Annotated in this window: 21 protein-coding genes; 13 read left to right on the top strand and 8 right to left on the bottom strand. The window is 57.1% G+C overall.

Annotated elements, in window-relative coordinates:
* The first annotated feature begins 171 nt into the window (after nucleotides 1-171).
* A complete protein-coding gene (locus Q1A48_RS00350; RefSeq protein WP_299939640.1) occupies nucleotides 172-2,514 on the top strand; it encodes a Tex family protein in 2,343 nt (780 codons plus the stop codon).
* Nucleotides 2,515-3,046: 532 nt separating this feature from the next.
* Here the strand turns inward: Q1A48_RS00350 and ptsP are convergent.
* Nucleotides 3,047-5,314, bottom strand: coding sequence for a phosphoenolpyruvate--protein phosphotransferase (gene ptsP / locus Q1A48_RS00345; RefSeq protein WP_299939638.1), 2,268 nt, complete (start codon nucleotides 5,312-5,314; stop codon nucleotides 3,047-3,049).
* A 110-nt stretch (nucleotides 5,315-5,424) separates the two neighbouring features.
* A complete protein-coding gene (locus tag Q1A48_RS00340) occupies nucleotides 5,425-5,931 on the bottom strand; it encodes an RNA pyrophosphohydrolase (protein ID WP_299940384.1) in 507 nt (168 codons plus the stop codon).
* 342 nt (nucleotides 5,932-6,273) lie between these two features.
* On the opposite strand from Q1A48_RS00340, the gene Q1A48_RS00335 reads away from it, so the two are divergent.
* Together Q1A48_RS00335 and Q1A48_RS00330 are read left to right on the top strand one after the other, a co-directional pair.
* Complete coding sequence (locus Q1A48_RS00335) at nucleotides 6,274-6,930, top strand: HAD family hydrolase (protein ID WP_299939634.1); 657 nt, start codon at nucleotides 6,274-6,276, stop codon at nucleotides 6,928-6,930.
* Nucleotides 6,931-6,967: 37 nt separating this feature from the next.
* Nucleotides 6,968-8,140, top strand: a complete 1,173-nt coding sequence (locus Q1A48_RS00330; RefSeq protein WP_299939632.1) for an imelysin family protein — start codon at nucleotides 6,968-6,970, stop codon at nucleotides 8,138-8,140.
* Nucleotides 8,141-8,210: 70 nt separating this feature from the next.
* Here Q1A48_RS00330 and Q1A48_RS00325 read toward each other — a convergent pair whose 3' ends face one another.
* The 5 genes from Q1A48_RS00325 to Q1A48_RS00305 form a co-directional block, all read right to left on the bottom strand.
* Nucleotides 8,211-8,744, bottom strand: a complete 534-nt coding sequence (locus tag Q1A48_RS00325; protein ID WP_299939629.1) for a DUF882 domain-containing protein — start codon at nucleotides 8,742-8,744, stop codon at nucleotides 8,211-8,213.
* A gap of 299 nt (nucleotides 8,745-9,043) precedes the next feature.
* The gene (locus Q1A48_RS00320) at nucleotides 9,044-10,228 is read right to left on the bottom strand and encodes a L,D-transpeptidase family protein (protein ID WP_299939627.1); all 1,185 of its coding nucleotides are present in this window, start codon (nucleotides 10,226-10,228) and stop codon (nucleotides 9,044-9,046) included.
* Nucleotides 10,229-10,255: 27 nt separating this feature from the next.
* Nucleotides 10,256-11,509: a L,D-transpeptidase family protein gene (locus tag Q1A48_RS00315; RefSeq protein WP_299939625.1), complete on the bottom strand. Its 1,254-nt coding sequence runs from the start codon at nucleotides 11,507-11,509 to the stop codon at nucleotides 10,256-10,258.
* A gap of 190 nt (nucleotides 11,510-11,699) precedes the next feature.
* The gene (locus Q1A48_RS00310; RefSeq protein ID WP_299939623.1) at nucleotides 11,700-13,682 is read right to left on the bottom strand and encodes a L,D-transpeptidase family protein; all 1,983 of its coding nucleotides are present in this window, start codon (nucleotides 13,680-13,682) and stop codon (nucleotides 11,700-11,702) included.
* A gap of 430 nt (nucleotides 13,683-14,112) precedes the next feature.
* Nucleotides 14,113-14,937, bottom strand: coding sequence for an NRDE family protein (locus Q1A48_RS00305; protein ID WP_299939620.1), 825 nt, complete (start codon nucleotides 14,935-14,937; stop codon nucleotides 14,113-14,115).
* A gap of 98 nt (nucleotides 14,938-15,035) precedes the next feature.
* On the opposite strand from Q1A48_RS00305, the gene lgt reads away from it, so the two are divergent.
* The 9 genes from lgt to Q1A48_RS00260 all read left to right on the top strand — a co-directional run bounded on the left by lgt (nucleotide 15,036) and on the right by Q1A48_RS00260 (nucleotide 22,732).
* The gene (lgt, locus tag Q1A48_RS00300; RefSeq protein WP_299939618.1) at nucleotides 15,036-15,890 is read left to right on the top strand and encodes a prolipoprotein diacylglyceryl transferase; all 855 of its coding nucleotides are present in this window, start codon (nucleotides 15,036-15,038) and stop codon (nucleotides 15,888-15,890) included.
* On the top strand, nucleotides 15,891-16,724 hold the full coding sequence (locus Q1A48_RS00295; protein WP_299939616.1) for a thymidylate synthase: 834 nt from the start codon (nucleotides 15,891-15,893) through the stop codon (nucleotides 16,722-16,724). It abuts the gene before it with no gap.
* Between the two features lie 15 nt (nucleotides 16,725-16,739).
* Nucleotides 16,740-17,249 carry a dihydrofolate reductase gene (locus Q1A48_RS00290; RefSeq protein WP_299939614.1) on the top strand — a complete coding sequence of 170 codons (510 nt, stop codon included), beginning with the start codon at nucleotides 16,740-16,742 and terminating at the stop codon, nucleotides 17,247-17,249.
* Between the two features lie 287 nt (nucleotides 17,250-17,536).
* The gene (locus Q1A48_RS00285; RefSeq protein ID WP_299939612.1) at nucleotides 17,537-18,319 is read left to right on the top strand and encodes a DUF3450 domain-containing protein; all 783 of its coding nucleotides are present in this window, start codon (nucleotides 17,537-17,539) and stop codon (nucleotides 18,317-18,319) included.
* Complete coding sequence (locus Q1A48_RS00280) at nucleotides 18,316-19,686, top strand: MotA/TolQ/ExbB proton channel family protein (RefSeq protein WP_299939609.1); 1,371 nt, start codon at nucleotides 18,316-18,318, stop codon at nucleotides 19,684-19,686. The genes Q1A48_RS00285 and Q1A48_RS00280 overlap by 4 nt, the downstream gene beginning before the upstream one ends.
* Nucleotides 19,687-19,700: 14 nt before the next feature.
* Nucleotides 19,701-20,228, top strand: coding sequence for a MotA/TolQ/ExbB proton channel family protein (locus Q1A48_RS00275; protein ID WP_299939607.1), 528 nt, complete (start codon nucleotides 19,701-19,703; stop codon nucleotides 20,226-20,228).
* Nucleotides 20,229-20,342: 114 nt separating this feature from the next.
* On the top strand, nucleotides 20,343-20,744 hold the full coding sequence (locus Q1A48_RS00270) for a biopolymer transporter ExbD (RefSeq protein WP_299939604.1): 402 nt from the start codon (nucleotides 20,343-20,345) through the stop codon (nucleotides 20,742-20,744).
* A gap of 2 nt (nucleotides 20,745-20,746) precedes the next feature.
* Complete coding sequence (locus Q1A48_RS00265) at nucleotides 20,747-21,364, top strand: energy transducer TonB (RefSeq protein ID WP_299939602.1); 618 nt, start codon at nucleotides 20,747-20,749, stop codon at nucleotides 21,362-21,364.
* Between the two features lie 12 nt (nucleotides 21,365-21,376).
* Nucleotides 21,377-22,732, top strand: coding sequence for a tetratricopeptide repeat protein (locus Q1A48_RS00260; RefSeq protein WP_299939600.1), 1,356 nt, complete (start codon nucleotides 21,377-21,379; stop codon nucleotides 22,730-22,732).
* 418 nt (nucleotides 22,733-23,150) lie between these two features.
* On the opposite strand, the gene Q1A48_RS00255 is transcribed toward Q1A48_RS00260, so the two are convergent.
* Nucleotides 23,151-23,744 carry a TetR family transcriptional regulator gene (locus Q1A48_RS00255; protein ID WP_299939598.1) on the bottom strand — a complete coding sequence of 198 codons (594 nt, stop codon included), beginning with the start codon at nucleotides 23,742-23,744 and terminating at the stop codon, nucleotides 23,151-23,153.
* A gap of 118 nt (nucleotides 23,745-23,862) precedes the next feature.
* On the opposite strand from Q1A48_RS00255, the gene Q1A48_RS00250 reads away from it, so the two are divergent.
* Nucleotides 23,863-24,762: an SDR family NAD(P)-dependent oxidoreductase gene (locus Q1A48_RS00250; RefSeq protein WP_299939596.1), complete on the top strand. Its 900-nt coding sequence runs from the start codon at nucleotides 23,863-23,865 to the stop codon at nucleotides 24,760-24,762.
* The last annotated feature ends 60 nt before the right edge of the window (nucleotides 24,763-24,822 follow it).

The following is a 24,822-nucleotide window of genomic DNA, read 5'->3' as shown; positions in this document are numbered from 1 at the left end:
CTGTCGCAAACCTTCCTCGCCGTGCTCGCCTGGCGCATAATGCCTACCCAATTTACCCTGATACAGGTGGGGTAGTGGGCGGTCACAGCCATGAAAACAGATGGCCCGCGACCCGCCTGAATGTCGCTCCCAGAGGTATGAGCCCTCTCGCAAAACGGATGTACACATCACATGCTGGATATCAACGTTCGCATCGCCGAAGAACTCAATGTGCGCCCGCAACAGGTCACCTCCGCAGTCTCCCTGCTGGATGAAGGCGCTACCGTGCCATTTATCGCCCGTTACCGGAAGGAGGTAACGGGCGCTCTGGATGATACCCAGTTGCGCACCCTGGAAGATCGCCTGCGTTACCTGCGGGAGCTGGAGGAGCGCCGCGGGGCCATCCTGAAAAGTATTGATGAGCAGGGCAAACTCACCCAGGAACTGACCCGGCAGATCAACGACGCCGAGACCAAGAACCGCCTCGAAGACCTCTATCTCCCCTATAAGCCCAAGCGACGCACCAAAGGGCAAATCGCCATTGAGGCGGGCCTTGAGCCCCTGGCCGATGCCCTGATCAAGGATCCCGGCCTCGACCCCGCCGCAGAAGCCCAGCAGTACCTTAACCCCGATCACGAAGATGCCTCTCTGCAGGTAAAAGACAGCAAGGCCGCCCTTGACGGGGCCAAGTTTATCCTGATGGAGCGCTTCGCCGAGGACGCGGAGCTCCTTGGGCGTCTGCGGGATTTCCTCAAGCGGGATGGCCAGGTCAGATCCAAACTGCTGGAAGGCAAAGAGGAAGAAGGCGCTAAATTCCGCGACTATTTCAACTACGCCGAGGACTGGTCCCAAGTGCCGTCCCACCGCGCCCTGGCCATTTTCCGCGGCCGCAATGCGGGCATTCTGGCGGTCAGTGTGGGCCTGCCGGAGGAAGCGGAGGCACCTGCCTCCGCTGGCCATCCCTGCGAGGTCATGGTCTCCAAACATGTCGATATCTGCGATCAGGGCCGCCCCGCGGACCGTTGGCTCGGCGAAGTGGTACGCTGGACCTGGCGTATCAAGCTAGGCACGGCGCTGGAAACCGATCTGCTCGGATCTCTGCGCGAAAAGGCCGAGGAAGAGGCCATCCGGGTCTTCTCCCACAACCTCAAGGATCTGCTGCTGGCGGCGCCCGCCGGACAGAAAGCCACCATCGGCCTGGACCCGGGCCTGCGCACAGGGGTCAAGGTCGCCGTGGTGGATGCCACCGGCAAGCTGCTGGATCACACCGCCATATTCCCAACCCCGCCCCAGAACCGCCTACAGGAATCTGCTGCGATTATCGCCGCTTTGTGCGGTAAATACCGCGTGGGCCTGATTGCCATCGGCAACGGCACCGCCAGCCGTGAGACCGACAAGTTTGTCGGCGAGACCATCAAACAATACAAGCTTAGCGCCCAGAAAGTGATGGTGAACGAGGCCGGCGCCTCCGTATACTCGGCCTCTGCATCTGCCGCGCGGGAATTTCCCGATCTGGATGTCACCATCCGCGGTGCCATTTCCATCGCCCGCCGCCTGCAGGACCCGTTGGCCGAACTGGTGAAAATTGAACCAAAATCTATCGGCGTCGGGCAGTACCAGCACGACGTCTCCCAGGTTCAACTGGCGCGTTCTTTGGATGCGGTGGTGGAAGACTGTGTCAATGGCGTTGGTGCCGAGCTGAACTCCGCCTCTGCTCCGCTTCTGACCAGGGTTTCCGGACTCACCGCCACCATCGCTGGCAATATTGTCAGCTATCGCGACCAGCATGGTGCCTTTACAAACCGCCAGCAGTTGCTGAAAGTGTCGCGCCTGGGGCCCAAGGCCTTCGAGCAGGCCGCCGGCTTCCTGCGCATCGGCAATGGCGAGAACCCGTTGGACCGGTCGGGTGTACACCCGGAAGCCTACCTGGTAGTCAGGCGTATCGCCGAGAAGAACAACCGCGAAATCAACGCCCTGATCGGGGACGCCGCCTTTCTGCGCCGGCTCAACCCCGCCGACTACACCGATGAGCAATTCGGTGTTCCCACAGTGACCGATATCATTGCCGAACTGGAAAAGCCCGGTCGCGACCCGCGCCCGCAGTTTCGTACCGCACGCTTTGAAGAGGGTGTGGAGGGCATCAAGGATCTGCGTGTTGGTATGGTGCTTGAGGGCACCGTCACCAATGTCACCAATTTCGGTGCCTTTGTGGATATCGGTGTACACCAGGACGGTCTCGCGCATATCTCCGCACTGTCGGAGAAGTTCGTCAAGGACCCGCGCGAAGTGGTCAAAGCCGGCGATATCGTTAAAGTCAAAGTGATGGAAGTGGACACAGCGCGTAAACGCATCGGCCTCTCCATGCGTCTCTCGGACGAGCCCGGCGCGCAGGATGGCGGCACTGTCCAAAGGGGCGATCAGCACGAGAACCGCCAGGCCCAGCGCTACAACAGGCAACAGGGCAACCGCCAGCAACAGGGTGCTCGGGGCAGTATGGGTGATGTGTTGATGGCGGCGATGAAAAGCAAGAAATAAAATAGGCAGGTATCAAAAAGGGAAATCTATGTCTCATTGCCTGTGAGAACGCGATTGCTCGAGGCCATTGTGCCGGGTAATACCGCCAATATGTTTTCGGTATGACATGTTGGGGCCGTTGTTGCAGATTACAAAAATGGATCTAATGTCGAATAAATTAGCTTTTCAACCTCAGGCAGCACCGCCGGGCGAACAATGAATTTAGATACCTCTATAGATAGCCCTGAACGGATAGTGTCTTGACAGCCCCAACCCGCTACGCATCGGAAGCTTGTTTTCGTTTAGTCTGGTTTGAATTCTTTGGTCTTGCCAAGGTTCACTGCTGTTACCTCGTCTGGCGTGTAACAGGGTTTCCGTCGTTGCTGGGCAAGATCAGTTCTGGGCTAAATGAGGAGGCAGTGTGTAAGCAGTGTACGCTGGGATTTGTGTAAGGGGTGTTGGTAAACCGGGATTTCTACCGCAACCAGTGAAAGTGGTTGAATGACTGGGAATATCCAGCCGCAGGAGCCCCCTGTCTTGAATAGCGTACTTGCTACTGTATGCCGGGCGGATGCAAAACCCCTTTTAGGCCGAGACTCAACAAATAGGCATTCACGGTGGTTTCGATTTTCTCGGCGCAATCCATACAGATGACCTGCTGTAACAGCCGTTCCATATCCGCCTGTCGCACTGCCCGCAATGTGGCTTTGACACGCGGCAGGTTGGTGGCGTTCATCGACAGCATATCGTAGCCCATGGCCACCAGCAGCAGGGCGCCGCCGGGTTCTCCGGCCAGCTCACCGCAGATACCCACCTTGCTGCCCTCAGCGTGCGCTGCAGTAACGATTTCCTGCAGGGCCCGTAACACAGCGGGGTGCAAGGCGTGGTAAATATTGGCCACGCGGCTATTGCTGCGGTCTACCGCCAGCAGATACTGGGTGAGGTCGTTGCTGCCCACCGAGATAAAATCCGCATGTTCGGCCAGTTCGCGCACCTGGTAGACCGCAGAGGGTACCTCCACCATAACGCCCAGAGGGGGCATGTTGATATCGTAGCCCTCTTCCAAAAGCTCCCGATAGGCTCTTTCTATCAGTTTGCGCGCGGCTTCCAGCTCGCCGAGTCCGCTGATCATCGGCAGCATAATGCGCAGGTTATCGAGCCCCAGGCTGGCTTTCATCATGGCGCGGACCTGTGCCAGGAATATTTCCGGGTGGTCCAGGGTAACACGGATGCCGCGCCACCCGAGGAAGGGGTTGGTCTCTTCTATAGGAAAGTAGGCCAGAGATTTGTCACCGCCAATATCCAGGGTGCGCATGGTAACCGGCAGGGGGGCGAAGCTTTCCAACTGTTCCCGGTAAATCTCCCGCTGCTCCTCCTCCGAGGGGAAGCGGTCGCGCAGCAAAAAGGGCACTTCGGTGCGGAACAGGCCGACACCCTCGGCACCGCGTTCCCTGGAGCGCACGACATCGGCCATCAGCCCGGTGTTGACCAACAGGCACACCCTGTGGCCATCAGTGGTTTCGGCAGGCAGACTGGCTGTATAGTCCAGATTGCGGGCGAGTTCCCGCTCTTCGGCCACAATGGCGTTGTAACGGCGTTTGAGCTCTTCGCCCGGGTGGATATGCAGTGCGCCGCGATAGCCGTCCACAACCACGGATATGCCATCAATGGTCTCGTAGGGCAGGTCCTGCACGCCCATAACCGCTGGTAGCCCCATCGCCCGCGCGATGATTGCCACATGGCTGTTGGCGGAGCCCTTTACAGAAACAACGCCGATCAGTTTTTGCCGGGGAACTTCGGCCAATACCGCGGCGGTGAGTTCTTCGCCCACCAGAATGGTGTCTTCCGGGTAGTCGCGCTCGCTCTGCTGTTGTTGATGCAGGTGAGCCAGCACCCGCACGCCGAGGTCGCGCACATCGGCGGCTCTGTCGCGAAAGTAAGAGTCGGACATGGTTTCAAAGCGCCGTACATGCTCCAACATAACCTCGGCCCAGGCCCTCGGCGCACAGAGTTGCTGTTGCCGGATGCGATCGCAGACTTCGGTGGCGAGGGTGTTGTCGTCCAGTATGCTGATGTAGGCATCAAAAAGAGCGGACTCTTCGCGGCTGAGTTCGCTCTTGAGGCGCTCCCCCGCCTGGTGGATTTCCTCCCTGGCGGCAGAGAGGGCCTGCTGGAATAGGGCCAGTTCAGAATCTACATCCAGGCACAGGCAATAGGGCACCGTGGCCAGGTTGGCCTGGGGTGTGACGATGCGCACGTGGCCGATCGCGACTCCGGGGGATGCGGCAATGCCGCGAAAGTGGGTTTCGCGCTTCTGCTTGCCCATGCTCGCCAGTATCCCGGTGGCTTCCGCATGGGCAATCACACCGGCGAGCTGGGCCGAGAGGGTCACCAGAAACGCCTCTTCGCCCTCATCGAAGCGACGCTGTTGCTCCTGTTGAACGACAAGAACCCCGAGTACGGTGCGGTGGTGGATAATCGGTGCGCCGAGAAAAGCGCAGAAACGCTCCTCCCCGGTCGCGGGGAAATACTGGAAGGCGGGATGGGAATTGGCCATTTCCAGATTGATGGGTTCCTCGCGGGCCACCACACTGCCCACCAGCCCCTCGCCCGGCGCCAGGTGTACCTGACCGACAGCATTGGAGTGGAGGCCGTCGGTGGCCATCAGCACATAGTTTCCGGACTGCTTGTCGCGAAGATAAACAGAGCAGACCCGGGTGTGCATCACCTCACGCACACGTTGCACAATAATGTTGAGCACCGCAGGGAGGTCCCTGGCGGTGCTGACTTCCTGTACGATACTGCGCAGAGATCCGAGCAATGGCCTGTCCTCGCCAATCAACGGAGAAAGTTCAGGCCCGGAACCGGTGGGTGCTCCGCTCGGGCCTTTGGTGTTCAGACACCGGGCTCATCACTGGCGAAAGGGGCGCGCTATTCGTCCTGTTTGCGCAACCAGCGCCTCTCCAGCTGTATCTGCTGTGGGGCCAGTTCGGTCAGCGCGCGCCGATAAACCTCGCGCTTGAAGGTCACTACCCTGCTGAGCGGGTGCCAATAGCTCACCCAGCGCCAGTGATCGAATTCTGGCTTATAGCCGTTTTCAAAACTGATGTGGGTCTCCGCCGCCTCCAGTTTTAATAAAAACCATTTCTGCTTCTGGCCGATACACAGGGGCTCGGAACGCCGACGGATCATCCGCTGTGGCAGGCGATAGCGTAACCAGCCGCGTGTACAGGCGATCAGACTGACCTGATCGCGGGTGAGACCGATTTCTTCGTAAAGCTCCCTGTATAGGGCCTGTTCCGGGGTTTCGCCTGGATTAATGCCGCCTTGGGGGAACTGCCAAGCGTCCTTGCCACCGACCCGTCTGGCCCACAGCGCCTGGCCGTGGGCATTCAGCATAATGATACCGACGTTGGGGCGAAAGCCCTCTGCATCTATATTACTGCTGTCTTCGCCACCCTGCCTCTGCTTCCTGTTGTTAAGCGCAGGGGGATCGTTGCGATTTGATTGCTTGTTGGGCCTACGGCGGCTTCTTCTCCCGGCTTGAGCCGGCTTGCCGTCGTCCAAAATAATACCGTCCTTAATACTGTTGCGTGTTGCTGTGCGCCGCACTCGCTTGCCCCGTATTGTTCCACAGAGGGGGGTTTACAGCAATTCGGTGACGCAGTCTGTGTGACGCGCGCGAATGCAGGGTAAAATTGTATGACGCTGAGGTGGCAGTAGCTGGATTTTGGCGGTGGAACTTCCTTTGCGAATCGATGGTAACGGGGCTGATTAGCGGTGCACTTGGCAATTTTTGATCTCGACAATACGCTTATCGGCGGAGACAGCGACCATGCCTGGGGCGAGTTTCTGGTACAGCGCTCGCATGTGGACGGCGAGCACTACCGCTCCACCAATGACCGTTTCTATCGGGACTACCAGCGGGGAGAGCTGGATATCTCTGCTTATCTGGAGTTCGCACTGGCGCCTCTGTCCCTGCTATCGCGCGAGCAGCTGGAAAGCCTGCAAAGGGAATTTATGCAGGAAGTCGTCAGTGCGCTGTGGCTGCCCCGCGCACAGGCGCTGATCGGGGAACATCGCCGCAAAGGGCACCATATCATGATCATTACAGCGACCAATCGCTTTGTTGTGGAGCCGATTGCCGCACACCTGGGAGTGGATACCTTACTGGCCACAGAGCCGGAGGAGCTGGAAGGGCGCTTTACCGGGCGCGTGGTCGGCGAGCCCTGTTATCGGGCCGGCAAGGTCGTGCGCTTGCACCAGTGGCTGGCACACAACGCTGTCTACACGCGTGGACAGAAGTGGTTTTACAGCGACTCGATCAATGACCTGCCGCTTCTGACTGAAGTAGAGCACCCGGTCGCTGTGGATCCGGATGCCCGCCTGCGCACAGAGGCGGAAGCGCGGGGCTGGCCGGTGATCAGCCTCCGATAACCTGCAAACTCTGGCAAAGTGCAACACGGGGAATTGTGTGAACGGAGATACCTTACGGCAAATAGCCTGCGGGCTGTTACTGGCCAGTCTGGGGGCCGTGTTGGGTTGTGAACAAAAATCTGCAGCGCCGCCAAAGGCCGTGCGGGGGGCTGCGCTACAGCCCGTCAGTGAAAAGGCGGCCTCGGATCTCTCCCTGGCGATATGGCAGGCGGGCCAGGCACAGGTAGTGCACACCCGCGGCCACGCGGAGACCCTTCAGCGCACAGTGGTGGCACTGCTGGAGCAGCCCGGAGAAGACCAGCTGGAAAAAGCCAGGCTAGCCTGGCTGGATGCCCACCGGGAGTTCGCTGCGACACTGCCCTACATCCAGTTGGCCTTTTCTCCGGTGGCTTTGCGCAACCAGGGCCGCGAACTGCTGCTGGCTCTGGACAGCTGGCCTGCGCAGGCGGGCTACCTGGATACGGTGCCGGGCTATTCGGACAGCGGCATAGTCAATGACACCGCCATTGAGTTAACCCTGGCAAACCTGCGCAAGCAGCACCGGCTCACTGCCCACGAGGAGGCGAGCATCGGTTTCCACGCGCTGGAGGTCATGCTCTGGGGCCCTACCAGCGAGCGTATGGCGGCACAATTTGCCGCCGACTCCAGAGGGGAAAAGCCCGAGGCCCTGGCTGCCAATCGGCGCCGCGTACTGACCCGCCTGATCGCCCGGGGTATTGAAGAAGATATGGATGGTCTGGCCCGCAGTTGGCCCAGCAGCGCCAATAATCTGTCGCGCCGGTATCTCGCCCTTGGCCCTGTGGCACGGTTGCAACAGATTCGCGCCGCCCATACTCAGGTAATCGACGAATTGCTATTGCCGCGCTTGCCTGAGGGCTCTGAAAGCGATGTGGAGAGCAGTCGCGCAGCGGACTCCAAGCAGGCGCTGCTGGCGGCTATGGCAACCTTACAATCCAACTGGATACCCACAGGGGGAGGCGGCCTGGCGGAATTGTTGCTGGATCGTCACCAGGTGAGTGCGCTGGAGCAGACCTTTGCCGATCTGGAAGCCTTGTTATTGGAGATGGAAGACCCGTTTGAACTAGCGGAATTGGGCCAGCTGGCCAAGGCGCGCAAATTGCTGGAGAAGATGGCGGGCCTGATGGCCGGTACTACCCAGGTCCCCGCTTCCGAAATGAATATTATGCCTGCTGTTCTGCCGGTAGAGTAGGGCGCAACAATATAAAACCCCGGTACAGGCCGGGGTTTTATATTGGGTAGAGGGAATCCCTGAAAGCGCTTTACCAGCGGCGCACCGGGCCGGTGTCCACGTGAACGAAGTTGCTCTTAGGGTAGTAGCCAACGCCACCCGCTTTCAAATTCAGGGCCGCCTGCCGTAGTTTTGATAGGGAAACACCGGGCATACGGATGTCCATGGCCATACCGCGTGTATGGTAGCTGCGCTTGGCAACACCGCGGCCTGCGGCGCGCAGCTTGGCATTGGTCTTGGCCGAGCGATATCCGGAGATAATCTCAACAGTGCCTTTAAAATTGAATTTTTCCTTCAATTTATACACGATATCAAGCAATTTCGGGTCCATTCGGGTCACTTCGTTGGCCCGGTGGTCACGCAACAGCTTGTTGAACTGCTTGAGACCACTGCTACTGTAGTCTCCATTGCTCCAGTAGGCGGCCTCCAGCTTCTCCCCGGTGTGCAAGTTGCGCATTTTTAGGGTGCGGGAGCTGCCTACTTTGGCAAAAGTTGGCCCGGCGCTGACCGCCGCCGCCGTTGCGCAGGTCACTGCCAGAAACCGACGTCTGGATGGATTCTTCATAATTCCGCCTCGTCGTTTGGGTGCGCCAGTGGGTCGGCGCATCCGGGTACAGCGGAAAATGTACAAAAAATAACCAGATGTTACAAACCGCAAGCTGTTAATTTGAAAAGATTCGAAGGCTTTGGTTGGTAAATAGTTGCTTCTGAACTAGGGCCCAGGCTCCACCCTGGAGCTATTCCGATGCCGCCGGGCGGGTGGCGAGGACAGCGTTGTCATTTTTGAACACAGCATAAAAATTCATTTTTTTGTGACTGATTGGTTCTTTTCTTGCGCTGGAGCGCCGGGGATGGGGGGCGGAACTAGTCTTCGGCTGGGGGGCTGGTTTTCTTGTCGCGGTGGTAGATATCGCGCCGGAATTGTGGGCGCCCGTCGCGATCCAGCCAGGCGGTCATATAAACGATATAGAGGCGGGGCGCAGGCTTGATGCGCACGTTGTGGGCCTGGTCTCCGGTCGCTGCCTGAGCAATCTCAATCCTGTCCCAGCCCTGGGGCGCCAGTAATGCGTAGGCTAGCTCTTCCGGGTGCTGCAGGCGCACGCACCCGTGGCTGCGCGCGCGCACCTGCAATGAAAACAGGCTTTTGGCCTGGGTATCGTGCAAAAAGATGGCTCGCTTGTTGGGCGTGACAAATTTTACCTTACCCAGTGTGTTCCCGGGGCCACTGACCTGGCGCAGGGTGGCGTGGCCGCCTGCGGCGCGGGCAAGGCCCTCAGTGGTAATCGGGGAGGTGGCCCCGCTGTGGTATTGGATAACCCGATACCCGCGCCGGTGCATGGCAGCGGGGTTGTGGCGCGCCTTGGGCAGAAGCTGTGTGATCAGAATACTGCGCGGTACCGTCCAGGTGGGGTTGAATATGATATGGGTGATACGGCTGCGCATATCCGGTGTGCGGGTACTGCTTTTGCCCACTACCGTTTTCATATCGAGCACGACCTGACTGTCCTCCACCAACTGCAGCCGGTAGTCGGGCACATTGACCAGTACGTAGCGGCTCTCGGCGGGAAGAGACAGCCTGTCCCAGCGCTCGGCGTTCAGGGTCATTTGTTCGGCCCGCTCCGAGGGAGGGACAGCCAGTGCAGCGAGGGTCTCCCCTTCTGCAACGCCGCTGGGCGCGAGCCCGTGCCGGCGCTGGAAATGCTCCAGGGCGGTCTGAAGGGCCCTGTCGAAGCGCAGGGAGTCTCCCGCGGGAGCGGCGGTTGGCCCTGGCTGTCCGCGATAGTCTCCGTAGAGTTCCAACAGCTTGCGCAGCTGCAACACCCGTGCATTTCTATCGCCGGCCTGTAGCGGCCCGCCCCGGGCGATTGGCTGCCAGTGTTTGACCAGTTCCCGGTAGCGGGCGGCCGCTCTGCGCAGCTGTTCGCCAGAAGTTGCCGGGTCGAGTGCCTGCTGAACCCTGGCTGCCAGCAGGGCGCCACCGCTTGGGGTCGCAGACGCGATCACGCTCAGCAGCGCGGCGAGACCGAGTTGGCGCAGGTTACAGGCCACGATGAATGCCCGTAGATGTACTTGGGGTTAGCCACGACCTGCTCCTGCTACGGGGTTGTCGCGGCGATAGATATCCGGGCGGAATTGCAACTGCCCCTTTTCATCTATCCAGGCAGTCCAGTAGGCGATGTAAACGGGTACTGGCTTTTTCAGCGCTACGCCGTGGGTGCGGCTGCTCCCCAGGGCGCGGTTGATACGCGCGTTACCCCAGCCGTTTTGCTGTCCCAGCATCATTCGGGCAAACACCATCGGCTTTTCCAGGCGAATACAACCGTGGCTAAAGGCCCGTTGGGACTTTTTGAACAGGTGTTTGCTTTTGGTATCGTGCAGGTAAATGGCATGGCGGTTGGGGATCATAAACTTGACCCGACCCAGGGCGTTTCCCGGCCCACCCCTTTGATGCAGCATAACCTTGCCGCGGCGCACAGCGGCGATATTGCCGCGGGTAAAGGGCACGGCTCTGCCGCGGTGGTTGATCAGCCGATATCCTCTGGCGCCCAGCGCAGAGCCGCCTTTTGGCAGCAGCTCTTTCAGGGCGATACTCGGTGGCACGCGCCACACTGGATTGAACTCAAGTCGTGTCATGCGGGTGGTCAGTTGCGGGGTTTTGTGTTTTGGCTTGCCCACCACCACCTTCATGCGGAATTGTTCGCGGTCGCCCTCCATCAGGCGCAGACTGAAATCGGGAATGTTGACCACGATATAGCGCGGTCCCAGATCTTTTGGCAGCTGCTCCCAGCGTTTGAGATTGGCCGCGAGGACACGCACCAGCTTGGCGGGATTGGTATTGAGGCGTTTGCGGGTGTGCTCGCCAACCAGTGCGTTCGCTTTCAACCCGTGACGCCGCTGGAATCTGCGCACTGCCTGTTGCAGGGATTTGTCATACACATCGGCGTGGAGGTTGTCCTTCGATCCTGCAGTATCAAAATCACTGGGGCGGTAATCCCCGTACAGCATCAGCAGGCTGCGCAGTTGCGCGACACGCGGACCGCGACTGCCCGGTGCTATCGGTTGCCCGGCACGAAGCGGTTGCCAGTGGTCACTGTCCGCCAGCACCCGGTAGCGCGCCAGTTCCTCACTGAGCAGCGCGTATTGCCGCCCCTCTGGTGAAAAGGGATCGCTGCCGGCAACTGTATTGGTATCAATAGCCTCCCCGGTCTCCGCAGTGGCCGGGTGCAGCCCGGACCCTAGGGTTAGGACCAGCAACAATACGAGGGCGCTGACGTGCACAGGGCCCCTGTGCAGTGTACGTGCAAAGGGCGGACGCTTGCGAATACCCATAAGTCACCCATGTCAGCAATGGAAGGATCGAAGAGACTGAAACACTCTGCTCACATTGGTAACTTGTGACTGCGGAACTCTTTAATATTTTTGAGAAATGCGTTCCCTGGGCTCTACTAGGTAAAAGGAATATAGGGGTGGTGGCCCATGCGGAAACTCAGGGCCGGGTCAGTGGAATGCGGCGGCAGATCTAGAACTGGTTATCGGTGAGGCCATCTTTCGCATAGATATCCGGGCGAAAATTCAGATTGCCCTGGCCGTCGACCCAGGCGGTCCAGTAGGTGATGTAGATGTTCACCAATCGGGTCAGGTCGACCTCGGTGGTTTCTTCGCCGGTGGTGAGCTGGCCGATACGCCACTGGTCCCAACTCCCCTGGGTACGCAACAGGGCCTCTGCCAGGTGACGTGGCTTTTCCAGGCGAATGCAGCCGTGGCTATAGCCGCGGTCCGTCAGGGAGAAGAGGGTGCGGGCGCGGGTATCGTGCAGGTAGACATCATGTTTGTTGGGTATCTCGAATTTTATCCGGCCCAGTACATTCTCCTCACCTCCCATTTGGCGCATTAGATAGGAGCCGGCGCCCGCGGCCGAGAGGTTGCCGGAGGTGAGGGGTAGATATTCACCACTTCCGCTGACCACCCGGTACCCCATGTTTTCCATACCGGTGGGATTCTTGCGGGCCTTGGGCAGTATTTCATTGACGAGAATGCTGCGCGGTACCGTCCAGGTGGGGTTGAATATCACTTTGCTGACCCGTGTGGTGATCTCGGGTGTTGCGTGTTTCTTCTTCCCCACAACCACATTCATGGCCAGTTTGACCTGGCCGTTCTCAACATATTGAAGCCGGTAGGCAGGGATATTTACCTGGATAAAGCGCTCCCCCAGGCTGGCGGGCAAGGCTTCGCGGCGGCGGATATTCATCTCCACAATTTTCGCCCGTGCAGCGGGAGAAAGGTTGAGGCGCTTGCGGGTGGTGCGTCCCACGATGCCATCTGGCTTGAGGCCGTGGCGTTTCTGGAAGCGCGCTACAGCCTGGTGCAGGCTCCGGTCGAACCGGTTGTGATCGGCGCCGCGATAGCGGTAGTCAGCCTGGTAGTCGCCGTAGAGAGAGAGTAGATCCCGCAATCGGCCCACATGGGGGTGGCGGGCCCCCATCGTCATTGCTGGGCCTGGGGGAATTGGGCGCCAGCGTCCACTGGTGGATAGGTTGCGCAATTTTTGCAGTTGGTTTCTCAACGCATAGGCATCACTGCCATAGGGGATATTCTCCTCGAAATAGCGACCCTCGCTATTGACCGGGGATGCAATAGCTGCGCTGTTGCGAACGCGATTGTCGCGCCCACGATTGTTGCGGCTCTGGTTGTAATAGATCCGGCTGTCGCTGCCACTGGCGCCTGGGCCGCTTCCGCTGCGGTCTCTGTGTGTATTGTGGCGCATCCGATTGAAGCTGCGGGCGGAATTGGCGGCGTTTGAGGGGGTGCGTTCATCGTCGGTGTTGTAGTCCTGGGAATAGGGGTGGCTGTGTGGACTGCTGCCAATGATGCGCGCCCGGTCGTAGCCGCGAAAATACTTGCGTCCACTGGGCTCATTTGAGGCTTGTTGGGGAGGCCTGGGCAAAGCAACCATGCGAAACCCCTGGTCTTCGCGAAATACCGGGGTAATACCGCGGTGTGGGCGGCTTTTGGGTCTGATGCGATCCAACTGGGTATCCTGGGCGTAGGAGACAAACGCATCGGTCAGAAGGACATCGAGCACCGCGGCCATCTGCAGGCGTTGTGGGGTATCGCGCAGGGTGCGGTCGAAATATCCGAGGTGATAGCGGTAGTCGACCATGCTGCTGGGATTGCCGGAGCTGGCCGCAGTGAGTTGCCTGAGCAGGTCGTTGGCGCTGTCGCTCAGGCTGTAATTGTCGAACCAGAGCAGGCGGTAATCGGTGCGCTGGTAAATTTTGCGCACCGCTGCGGGGTTGAAAATGGGGTCCTGGGCGGGCCAGGCATTGGGGTTCTCTTCCAGCCAGTGTACTAGGTGGGGGCGCACGGCATTTTCCGGCAGTACCGGCACGGTTTTCTGGTTGGCCGCAAAGGCGTAATAGAGAATGGACACACACAGGCTGCCGAGAATCAGCAGGGGCAGAATGGATTTGCGTTTGCGCTGTTCTGGGTTGAAATACGACATGGTACCTCAGCGATACTGCAGGGGCCCGGCGTTGTCTTGTGGATAATCCCGGGCGCCAGATCGTTGTTACCTTCCCAACCTGTGACGAGCCTAACCTGATACTGCTCGGTGTTTAGCGATGGCTCGCACTTGTCATGCGTCCCGCGCGACCTCCTCTTTTCAGACGCCGATTGGCATTGCGCACTTGCGCGTAACTCAACCAATTGCCGTCTGTGAGAGTAAGTATGGCAATAAATGCAGAATTTGCTTGGCGTTTCCTTCTTCTCTTGGGAGTCACCGGGGGGAGGGCGGCAATGAGGCAATAACCGCCGAAGCGCCTGTGGCACGGATGTCGATTTGAAGGGGAATATTTGATTAGCGGGTAAATACTTGAGCGATCAGATACGGCCAATTATTTTGCCATGGCCCTTTAGTTTCAGAAGCAAGGGTACTAGCCGAGAGCGAAGTGACGCAGTGGTCCCTCGGGCTCTCCCTGTGCAAAAGACTGCTCCCACAGCTGGCAGCGCCCCGTTTTACGAACAGCAATCAGGGTGCTGGCGCGAGTGCCATAGCCGGCTTGGTCATTGTCTGGCGCCGCTGTGCCGGGCGAGGGGGATTTTCGGTTGTCTATGTGTACGAATATGGGAGAGAGCGCCCGCTCTCTTGCCGGACCCACGCCAGTGTGCGGGAGTTCTGCCTCGGGCGCCGGTTGACTGTGGCGCAGCAGGGCCAAAGCAGGGCGCACAAAATTGTCCTCGGTGATGGTATCGCCAATGCCCCGCATGATACGCCTGAGCCCTTTCTTTCCCCGCTCAACCTTCGGCCAGGGGGCGTCCGGCGCGCCATTGGAAATACCGTGTACGCCGATTGGAATGGGGAAAGGGGCGTGGCGATTGCCGGCGCAGATCAGTGGTTTATCGGCCTCCAGATCAAAGAGCAGTGCATTGAAGCCGCGATAACGCTGCCCCTGGAGCCCCAGGGCAAATTGGTAGGGTGTACTGTTGCCGGCAAGGAAATGCAGGGGGATTTCCCCGCGGGAGAGCAGGTCTTCGGGCACGGCCCGCCCGGGTTCGCGGATATTGGTCACTGCGGCGACCCGGCCGCGGGCCATTCCCGCCCAGGTGCCACCGCCCTGCAGATCGCGCCCCGCGACCAGGCCGAGCCCTTCCCAGAGCGCTGCGGGTGCGCTGGGCCTGGCATAGTACTCGTCGCGATTGGCGATCAGCAGCAGCGGGTAGTCACAGTGGCAGCGGTAAGCGAACAGCAAAAGGCACATAGCAGTTTTCCAAAGTGGCAGGGCTGGATGCGCCCCTTTCGCTGAGGGGGGCTTTGTGAGCATAATACGCCTTTATCGCTGCCAATCTCGATTCACCCATGCTGATTTATCCTGAAATTGACCCTGTGGCCTTCGCCATTGGCCCCTTTAAAGTGCATTGGTACGGGCTTATGTACCTGGCCGGCTTTATTGTTGCGTGGTGGCTGGCATTGCGGCGTAGCACCAGGCCCTGGTCCCCGGTGATCAAATCTGAAGTGGAGGATTTGATTCTCTACTGTGCCATCGGGGTGGTGGTCGGCGGACGCCTCGGTTATATGTTCTTCTACAACCTGCCGGAGCTGATTGAAAGTCCGCTGTCTCTGCTGAAGGTGTGGGAAGGGGGGATGAGTTTCCACGGTGGCCTGATTGGCGTGATGCTGGCCACAGCCTGGTACGCTCGTAAGATTGGCACGACCTTCCCGGCCCTGATCGACTTTGTCGCCCCCCTGGTGCCTATTGGTCTGGGATTGGGGCGCCTGGGTAATTTTATCGGTCAGGAGTTGTGGGGGCGTCCTACCCAGGGGCCATGGGGTATGGTTTTCCCGAAGGATCCGGAGCTGTTGGCGCGCCATCCTTCGCAACTGTACCAGGCTTTTCTCGAAGGGCTGGTGCTCTTTGCCCTTCTTTGGTGGTTCTCCAGCAGGCCGCGCCCACGTCTTGCCGTTGGCGGTCTGTTTGTACTGCTTTATGGGGTTTTCCGTTTCCTGGTGGAGTTTGTGCGCGCGCCCGATGGCCATATTGGTTTTGACCTGTTTGGCTGGATGACCCGCGGGCAGCTGCTGAGTTTGCCGATGATCGTGGCCGGTATTGCGCTCTTGGTGTGGAGCTACCGCACCCAGCCGTCGCCGGAGGGGCGGGACAGGAGCAGTGCCAGGCAGGCGTGCACCCATTCGAAGGGTGGGGCGCCACAGTAGATGAAGCAGTATCTGGATCTGATGCGCTATGTGCGCGAAAACGGCGCGGAGAAGGGAGATCGTACGGGCACGGGCACCCTGAGTATTTTTGGCTACCAAATACGCTTCGACCTGGGCGAGAGTTTCCCGCTAATTACTACGAAAAAATGCCATTTGCGTTCGATCATCCACGAACTGCTGTGGTTTCTGCAGGGGGAGACCAATATCCATTACCTGCGCGAAAACGGGGTGCGGATCTGGGATGAGTGGGCCACAGAAGCCGGTGACCTGGGGCCGGTATACGGTCGCCAGTGGCGCTGCTGGCCGGCGCCGCACGGGCATCATATCGACCAGATGGAGCAGCTGGTGTACCAGTTGAAGACCCGGCCGGACTCCCGCCGCCTGCTGGTCAGTGCCTGGAACCCCGCTGAGCTGCCAGACGAGAGCGTCTCCCCTGTGGACAATGTGCGTGCAGGGCGCATGGCCCTTGCCCCCTGTCATGTGCTTTTTCAGTTTTATGTGGCGGACGGCAAGCTGTCGTGCCAGCTGTACCAGCGCAGCGCGGATATCTTCCTCGGAGTGCCATTCAATATTGCCTCCTACAGCCTGCTTACCCTGATGCTGGCGCAGGTGTGCGGGCTGCAGGCTGGCGAGTTTATTCACACCTTCGGTGATGCACACTTGTACGCCAACCACCTGGCGCAGGCAGAGATGCAGTTGCAACGGGAGCCCTTGCCGCCACCAACGATGCACTTAAATCCAGATGTGAAAGACCTGTTCGCCTTCCGCTTTGAGGACTTCGAGCTGCGGGATTACCGCGCCCACCCGCATATTCCGGCACCGGTAGCGGTTTAAAGGGGCGCTGTGGATATGGATATTTCTGTGGCCCTGATTGCTGCAGTGGCGCGCAATGGCGCTATCGGCAAAGACAACGGCTTGCCCTGGCGGCTCTCCGGAGACCTCCGGTTCTTCAAGCAGATCACCATGGGCAAGCCTGTGGTCATGGGGCGCAAGACGTTTGAGTCCATCGGCCGTCCCCTCCCCGGGCGCAACAATATTGTGATCACCCGTAATGCCAGCTGGCAGGCTAATGGTGTTGAGGTGGTGGCGTCACTGCAGGCGGGGCTCAGTCGGGCCCGCAAGTGGGCCTTGAAGGCCGGTGCGGCGGAGGTGATGGTGATTGGTGGGGCGCAAATTTACCGCCTAGCCCTGCCCCTGGCGGCGCGCCTTTATATCACTGAAGTGGATGCTGAAGTGGATGCTGACGCCTTTTTTCCAAAGCTGGATGACTCATGGGTCGAAATTGTAAGGGAGTGTTACCCTGCTTCAGACAGGAATGAGTATAATTACGCATTAGTTCAATACGACAGATTTAAATAAAAACAATTTGATTAAAAGTTGATCAGTCTGTTAAATTCTCTGACAGCCTGCACAGGGAATGGCGCCGCTAATGTGTGAAAGTGACTCGATCGTGTTACCCGGTTGTTACCTTGTTACCCATGCTGGCCGATGCTGACAATCGGCATTTGAATAATCAAATCGGCTGTTTACAATGTGCGGCTCCTAGCTGTCTTCTAGCCAATGTTTTTAAAACAAAAGGACACCGCGTTTTGGCAGCTAAATCATCGCGACCATGTTGTGAAATATTGAACCCACTGGGGGGTCTAATGAAAACCAAGCGATTCATGGCTGTGGCGCTGGCCACTGTGCTGTCTGCCGGCGCGCTCTATGGCAGCGTAGCCAACGCGGATACTCTCGATAACGTCCTCGCCGTCGGCCAGCAGAAAACCACTGCGGCCCGGGCATCGCAAAAACGCATTGACAAGATTGCCGAGGAAACCAGCGGCCTGCTGCAGGATTTCAAGGTGGTCAACAAGCAAATCGACGGTCTGCGCGTATACAACCGTCAGCTGGAAAAGCAACTGGCCAACCAGCTTGAAGTGATCAACGACCTGGACGAATCCATCGCCAACGTCACCGTCATTGAACGCCAGATCCAGCCACTGATATTGCGCATGCTGGAGGGCCTGGAGCAGTTTATTGAACTGGATGCGCCCTTCAAACTGGACGAGCGCATGGCCAATCTAGTAAACGTAAAAAATAATATGGACCGTTCCGATATTACGGTTGCGGAGAAGTTCCGCGAGGTACTGGAACTGTACAATTACGAAGCGGAGTACGCGCGTAAGATCGACACTTACGGCGACACCCTGAATGTAAACGGCCAGGAGCGTGAGGTAAACGTGCTGCAGATCGGTCGTATCGCACTGCTCGCCCAGACAACTGATTCCAATATCTCCCTCGCTTACGACAAGGGCCAGCAAGTCTGGGTTGAAATCGACACTGGCACCTACCGTCGTGCCCTTATGAACGGCTTGAAGATCGCCAGGAAACAGGCCTCCATCGACATCATGACCACGCCGATCCCGGCTCCGGAGGCAGCGCAATGAAAACCTCTATCGCCAAACGTATACTAGTGGCAGCCGCGGCTGGCCTGATCAGTTTCTCTGCAGTTGCGCAGGAAAAAGCCGCTTCTCTCGATGATCTGTTGAAGATGGTTCGGCAATCCAAAATCGCTGAATCCCAGGAACACAGGCAGCGCGAAGCCGAATTTCGCCGCCAAAAAGCCAATCAGCAGACGCTGCTGAACAGGGCCAAAAATGTTCGCACCGCTGAGGAAAAGCGCTCCGAGGAACTGGAAAAGCAATATCAGGACCAGGAAGGCGCCATAAATCAGAAGCGTGATCAACTGGATGAGCGCCTGGGCTCTCTGAAAGAACTATTCGGCCATATGTCTTCTACCGCCGCAGACCTGCGCGCAAATATCGACTCTTCCCTGGTCTCTGCGCAATACCCGGGCCGGACAGAATTTATTGACGGCCTGCTTGCCAAGATGAATACGGCCACTAAACTGCCGACTATTGCAGAAATTGAGCGCCTGTGGTTTGAAATCCAGCGGGAAACAATCGAATCCGGCAAGGTTGTCAAGTTCAATGCCACTGTGATCAAGCCCAGCGGTGAGCAGGTCCAGCAGGAAGTTGTTCGTGTGGGTAACTTCAATCTGGTTTCCAACGGCAAATACCTGGAGATGAACGACGCCTATAAAATGGCTGAGCTGGTTCGCCAGCCGGACGCCAAGTTCCAGAAGATGGCGGAGAATCTGCAGGCTTCCAGCGCCGGCTTCAGCGCTTTCGGGGTTGATCCCACAGGCCCTACCGGCGGTTCCTACCTGAAGGCCATGATCAACAGCCCGGACCTTATCGAGCGCTGGCACCAGGGTAAAATTGTGGGTTATATCATCACTGCCGTCGGTGCCTTCGCCATGCTGCTGGCTATCTTCCGCCTGGTTGTGCTCTTCGGTGTGAGTGCCAAGGTGAATGCCCAACTGCGTTCCGCCACGCCAAATACCAACAACCCGTTGGGCCGTGTACTGGCGGTGGCAGAGGAAAATAAGGGGGTTGACGGTGAAACCCTGGAGCTGAAGATGGAAGAAGCGGTATTGAAGGAGCGCCCGGCGATCGAGACCGGCCTCAACCTGCTGAAGATTATCGCTATGGTGGCGCCGCTGCTGGGCCTCCTGGGGACCGTTACCGGCATGATCATTACCTTCCAGGCGATCACCATCTTCGGTGCCGGTGACCCGAGAGCCATGGCCGGCGGTATCTCCTCGGCACTGATTACCACCGTTTTGGGTCTGTGTGTCGCTATCCCGACTGTGTTGATGCACACTATCGTGAACGGTCGCGCCAAGCGTATCCTGCATATTCTGGAAGAGCAGAGTACCGGTATCGTGGCGGAAAACGCCGAGCGTAAATAAGAGGAGGCGGCAACATGCACGCATTAATCGACGCATGGGCCGCTGTCAACGCCTTTATGGCGTCGGGCGGGCCAGTACTGTTCCTGATCGCCGGTCTGACCTTCTTTATGTGGACGCTGATTTTTGAACGGATCTTCTATTTCAACAAGGGGTTGAAAAGTGACGTTCAGGGTGCTGTGGACCAGTGGGAGGGGCGCGGTGAGCGCAATTCCTGGGGTTCCCACCAGATCCGTTATGCGATGGTCTCCCGGGTTTCCGAGAGGATTCAGGACAATATGGACATGATTCAGGCCTGTGTGGCCCTGGCGCCCCTGTTCGGGCTCTTGGGTACGGTCTGGGGCATGATCAACGTGTTCGATGTTCTCGCGATTACCGGTGGTGGTGACGCCAAGCAGATGGCCAGCGGTGTATCCATGGCAACTATCCCCACCATGGCGGGTATGGTTGCAGCGCTGTCCGGTGTTTTTGCCAACACCTACCTTACCCGCAAGGCAGAGCGGGAGACCCAGCTGCTGGAAGATCATCTGACCATGGATCACTAGCACACATCAGCGAATAGGCCAGCTTATTTGCTGTGAAGGTTTAGCCAAGCCAGAGATTCCCGCCGCGGGTACCTCCTGGGGCCCCTCGCGGGAAAAGTTCGCAAGAGAGTTGCTATGAGCAAAAGACAAAATACGGCAGAAGAAGAGGCAGGAGCGATTGACCTCACGCCCATGTTGGACGTGGTGTTTATTATGCTGATCTTCTTTATCGTCACCGCGACTTTTATCAAAGTGCCGGGTGCCGAAGTGCTGAAGCCGGAGGCGACAACCGCTGAACTCAAGGCCGCTTCTATTCTGGTAGCGATCAACGAAAGCAATGAGATCTGGATTGCCAAGGAGAAAGTTGACGAGCGTCAGGTAAGAATCGTCCTGGAGCGCCTCTACTCCGAAAATCCGAAAGGGTGGTTGGTGATTCAGCCCGATAAGGGCGCGAATATTGAGAAAATTGCCCTGATTGCGCAAGCGGCCAGGAAGATCGGTATTGAGAAAGTTTCGGTCGCGACAGAGAAGAGTTAGCTATGAATCCGGTAAGACTCCTTGGGGCAGGTACGTTGGCAGCCGCCACGACATTTGGCCTCATCTTCACCATGCATCAGCTGATTGAGGCAAATATGACCGCTCCGGAGGAAAAGGAGCAGTTCAAAGTTGCCGACGTGGTGATGCCCGAACAAGAACTTGAAATTCAGTACGACACCGCCAAACCGGAGAAGCCGGAAGACCCGGAAACGCCTCCGCCAGAGATGCTGGAACCGGAATTTGACGATCCAACCATTGACAGTAGCATCAATATTTCAGCCCCCCGCGGCAACGACGGTATCAAGCTGTCTGGATTCAGCTTTGGCGAGGGCGATTATCTACCCATCGTCAAAGTACAGGCCCAGTACCCGCGCCGTGCACAGCAGCGCGGCATCGAAGGCTATGTTATTGTCAAATATACAGTGACCACCAATGGTTCTGTGCGCGACCCGGTGGTGGTTGAGGCCTTTACTTCGAAAGGCAAGCCGACCACTATTTTCAACAGGAACGCGCTGAAGTCCGCATTGAAGTACAAGTACAAGCCGCGTGTGGTCGATGGCAAGCCGATTGAGGTGCCCAATGTGCAGACCAAGATCAGCTTTACTATGGCCGAAAACTAAAGGGGAAGCACTATGAAGTTGACAACCATGGCTAAAGGTTTGTCCAGGCTCGCTCTGCGCGTGTCGCTAGCGTTCCCCCTGGTTCTGGCACCGGCGGTCAGTGTTAGCATACTGGAAGCTGCGGGTGTTTCCGCGCCTTTCGCCTCAGCACAGGCGCAGGAACAAAACAAACCCAGCAAGAAGAAAACCCGCAAGGTGCCGGCCATGCGCCAGGCAGCGTATAAAAAGCTGGAAAAAGTCCAGGAAGCTTATGACGCAGAAGACTGGGTGGGCGCACTGGCTGCGTTGAAGGAAATGGATGCCAGTAAGAAGCGCTACAATGGCTACGAAATAGCGCAAATGTACAACTTATTTGGTGTTGTCTATTACAGTATGGAGCGCTACAAGGAGGCGATCCCCTTCTTCAAGAAGGTGTTGAGTCAGGGCGAGAAAAATCTTCCGGTAGCGCTGGAAGAGGGCACTTTGTTCACATTGGCCCAGCTGTATTTTGTGACCGAGAACTATAAGCAGGCGGTCAATTATCTGAACCAGTGGATGAAGGTTTCAGATCGCGTCACTGCGGATTCCTATGCATTGCGCGCCCAGGCCTATCAGCAGATTGGCGACCAGGGCAAGGCGCTTGCGGATATCAGTGTGGCGGTATCCATGTATGAGAAAACAGGCAAGGTGCCCAAGGAGAACTGGTACGGATTACAGCAGTACATTTATTTTGAACGCGATGACTACAAAAAAGTGGCTGCTGTTCTGGAAAAATTGTTGCAACACTACCCAAAGCCCGTGTACTACCTCACTTTGGCGGCAATGTACGGTGAGCTTAAGCGTGACAGAGACCAGTTGCATATGATGGAAGCGGCCTACCTTGCCGGGGCTTTACAGAAGGAAAAAGACCTGCTGAATATGGGCTATCTCTTTATGGGGTATGAGATGCCCTATAAGGGGGCCAAGGTCATTGCCAAAGGGATCAAGGAGAAGAAAATTCCGCGCAATGCCAAGAATCTGGAAACCCTGGCCCAGGCGTACCAGATGGCTCAGGAGTTGCAAAAAGCGATTCCGCAATTGGAGGCGGCGGCCAAGCTGTCCGACAAAGGCCAAATCTATTCTCGTCTGGCCAGTATCTATCTGGATCTGGATGAGAATAAGAAAGCCGTTGCGGTGGGCAGGAAAGCCCTGGCCAAAGGCGGGGTTAAGCGCCAGGATCAGTTGTATGTCGTAATAGGCATGGCCAATGCCAATCTGAAACAATATGACGCTGCGCTCAGCAGCCTTAGGAAAGCCCTGAAAGACAAGCGCTCTGAGAGGAGCGCTAGGCAGTGGATCTCCTTTGTCGAGGATGAAAAGGCGCGCGAAGAGCAGCTGGCAGCAATTTAATTATCTTGAGTGCTTCGTTTCAAAAAGGCCGCATAGAACTATGCGGCCTTTTTATTGGTGTATTACAACAGTAATCTTTTAATGTGCGATGTCGGAAATACTCCACCATGTTGAAAAGGCATATATTGCGCTCGTACAGCGTATTGGATAGGTGCACGACCCCATAGGTTAGCGCTTTATGGGCGCCGTAAGCCCTTACTGTTTCCCCGATGACTCGTTCAAGAACTCAGATATCTTCCCGCACTGCTCTCCAGAATTACTTCCATATCGCCACAGGATACTGATTCTTTGCATTGATGGGTGTCCGTTAGGGCGGCAGCAAAAATAGTTATGAAACCCTCGCCATTGGTTGTGCGTGACCACTGAAGCACCTTGAGGATGATCTCTCTACAGCGCGGGGAAGTGCCACTTTTCTGGGTTAACCAACTGAGTATTCACTGCGTTTTTGGATGGCATGTTCCAGCATAGTGAACAGGTGGTCGAAATCCTCTTTAAGATGTTCATCACTCCACTCGTTTGCATGGAGTGGGTGATGAAAGCGAAATGTTGCAAAAAACAGAGAGCGGGCGGTGGCAGCGCAATTATTGATTTCAAACGAACCGTCATCGCAGCCATCGGCCAGGATCCGTTCAACTTGTTTGATCATAATTTCAACATGCTCAAACACGATTTTTTTCGAACTTTTATTTGCAAGTAATAAATAAGAAGCAAACAGCTCCGGGTCTTCATGCGCCTTGTGCTGTTTGATAGCCATCAATGTCTCAAACCACGCCCGCAAACGGTGACAGGGACGGGAGGGTATCCTGGCTATTGTGGCTAAGGGTGATGTGACCCTCTCAAACCATCTTGTAGTAATGGCTTCATGGAGCGCGGCCTTAGTGTCGAAATGCCGATAGACGGTTCCATGGCTGACGCCAAGTGCGCGCGCGACATCCACTACTGTCGTTTTCCGCGGGCCAAACCGGCGCAATACATCCTCAGCGGCGTCCAGTATCTGTTCAGTAGTAAGCATCTTATCGAGTGACCCTTGTCGGGCTTGACTTTCATTGGAATGACAATTATTGTAAATTGTCATTCCAATGTCAATCAGAGCGCTCAACCTGTGATTTCAGTGGAAACGAGTAAATTTTATGTCTTTTGAGCTGAACCCCACTATACCGCGATCCGGTCGGATTAGCCGTATTTTGGCTTGTACGCTTGGCCAGAAAAGGAAAAACCGAATCTGTCCCGCCCACCCCCGCCTCGACGGCAAGAGGGCCCTCGTCACCGGAGGAGCTGCTGGAGTCGGGGAATTTGTTTCACGTGGACTGATGGAGCGTGGAGCCCAGGTCACAACCATGGCCAGAGGTTTGTCCCATGGCAGCGGTATTCTGCCGGAAGCAGACACTTTGATGGTGGACTTGGGTGATCCCTTATCCATCGTTTCCGCTATCGATTGTTTGGGTGATACGCCATTTGATTTAGTGATTTGTAATGCTGGACTGTTGCCGAAAAAAGCGGAAAAAACGGTAATGGGACTCGAAAAGACTTTTGCCGTGAACGTTCTTGGTCATCATATTCTCTATCGGCTTTTGATCGAAAGGAACCTGTTGACCCGGAACGCGCGAATTGTAATGACGACAGGTGATATTTACATTTTGGCAAAAGCGTGTTCAGCAGATATTCCCTACGATTCGGCTAATAAGGTATACGTCCGCAGTAAGCTGGGAAATCTCTGGCAGGTGGCCGAGCTTAAAAGACGTTATCCTAATCTGCACCCAATTGCTGTCCACCCCGGTGTGGTTGCAAGTGGATTTATTGGCTCAAAAACCGGTTTTATTGCCTGGTTGAGAAGCGTTCAGTTGATCTCCGAAGAAGCTGGCGCCCAAGCTTCGTTGATAGGTGCAACGCAAGATCTCCCTCGTGGTACCTATTGGCACAACACCATAGGTGTTGTTGCTTTACAAGCCGGTGATCCCGCCCTCGACCCCAATGGGGCCTCTTGTCTTTGGGGCCAGTTGGAAAGTCTTACTGCTCCGTTACTTAAATAGCATGGGCGGGTTGTTATTAAAAAACTATATCGAAATGGGTGTCGCCAGGATGAGGAAATT

It is taken from the genome of uncultured Microbulbifer sp., assembly GCF_947489355.1.
GTDB lineage: Bacteria > Pseudomonadota > Gammaproteobacteria > Pseudomonadales > Cellvibrionaceae > Microbulbifer.
The sequence above is the reverse complement of the archived record's forward strand: the minus strand, read 5'-3'. Positions and strand labels throughout refer to the sequence as shown.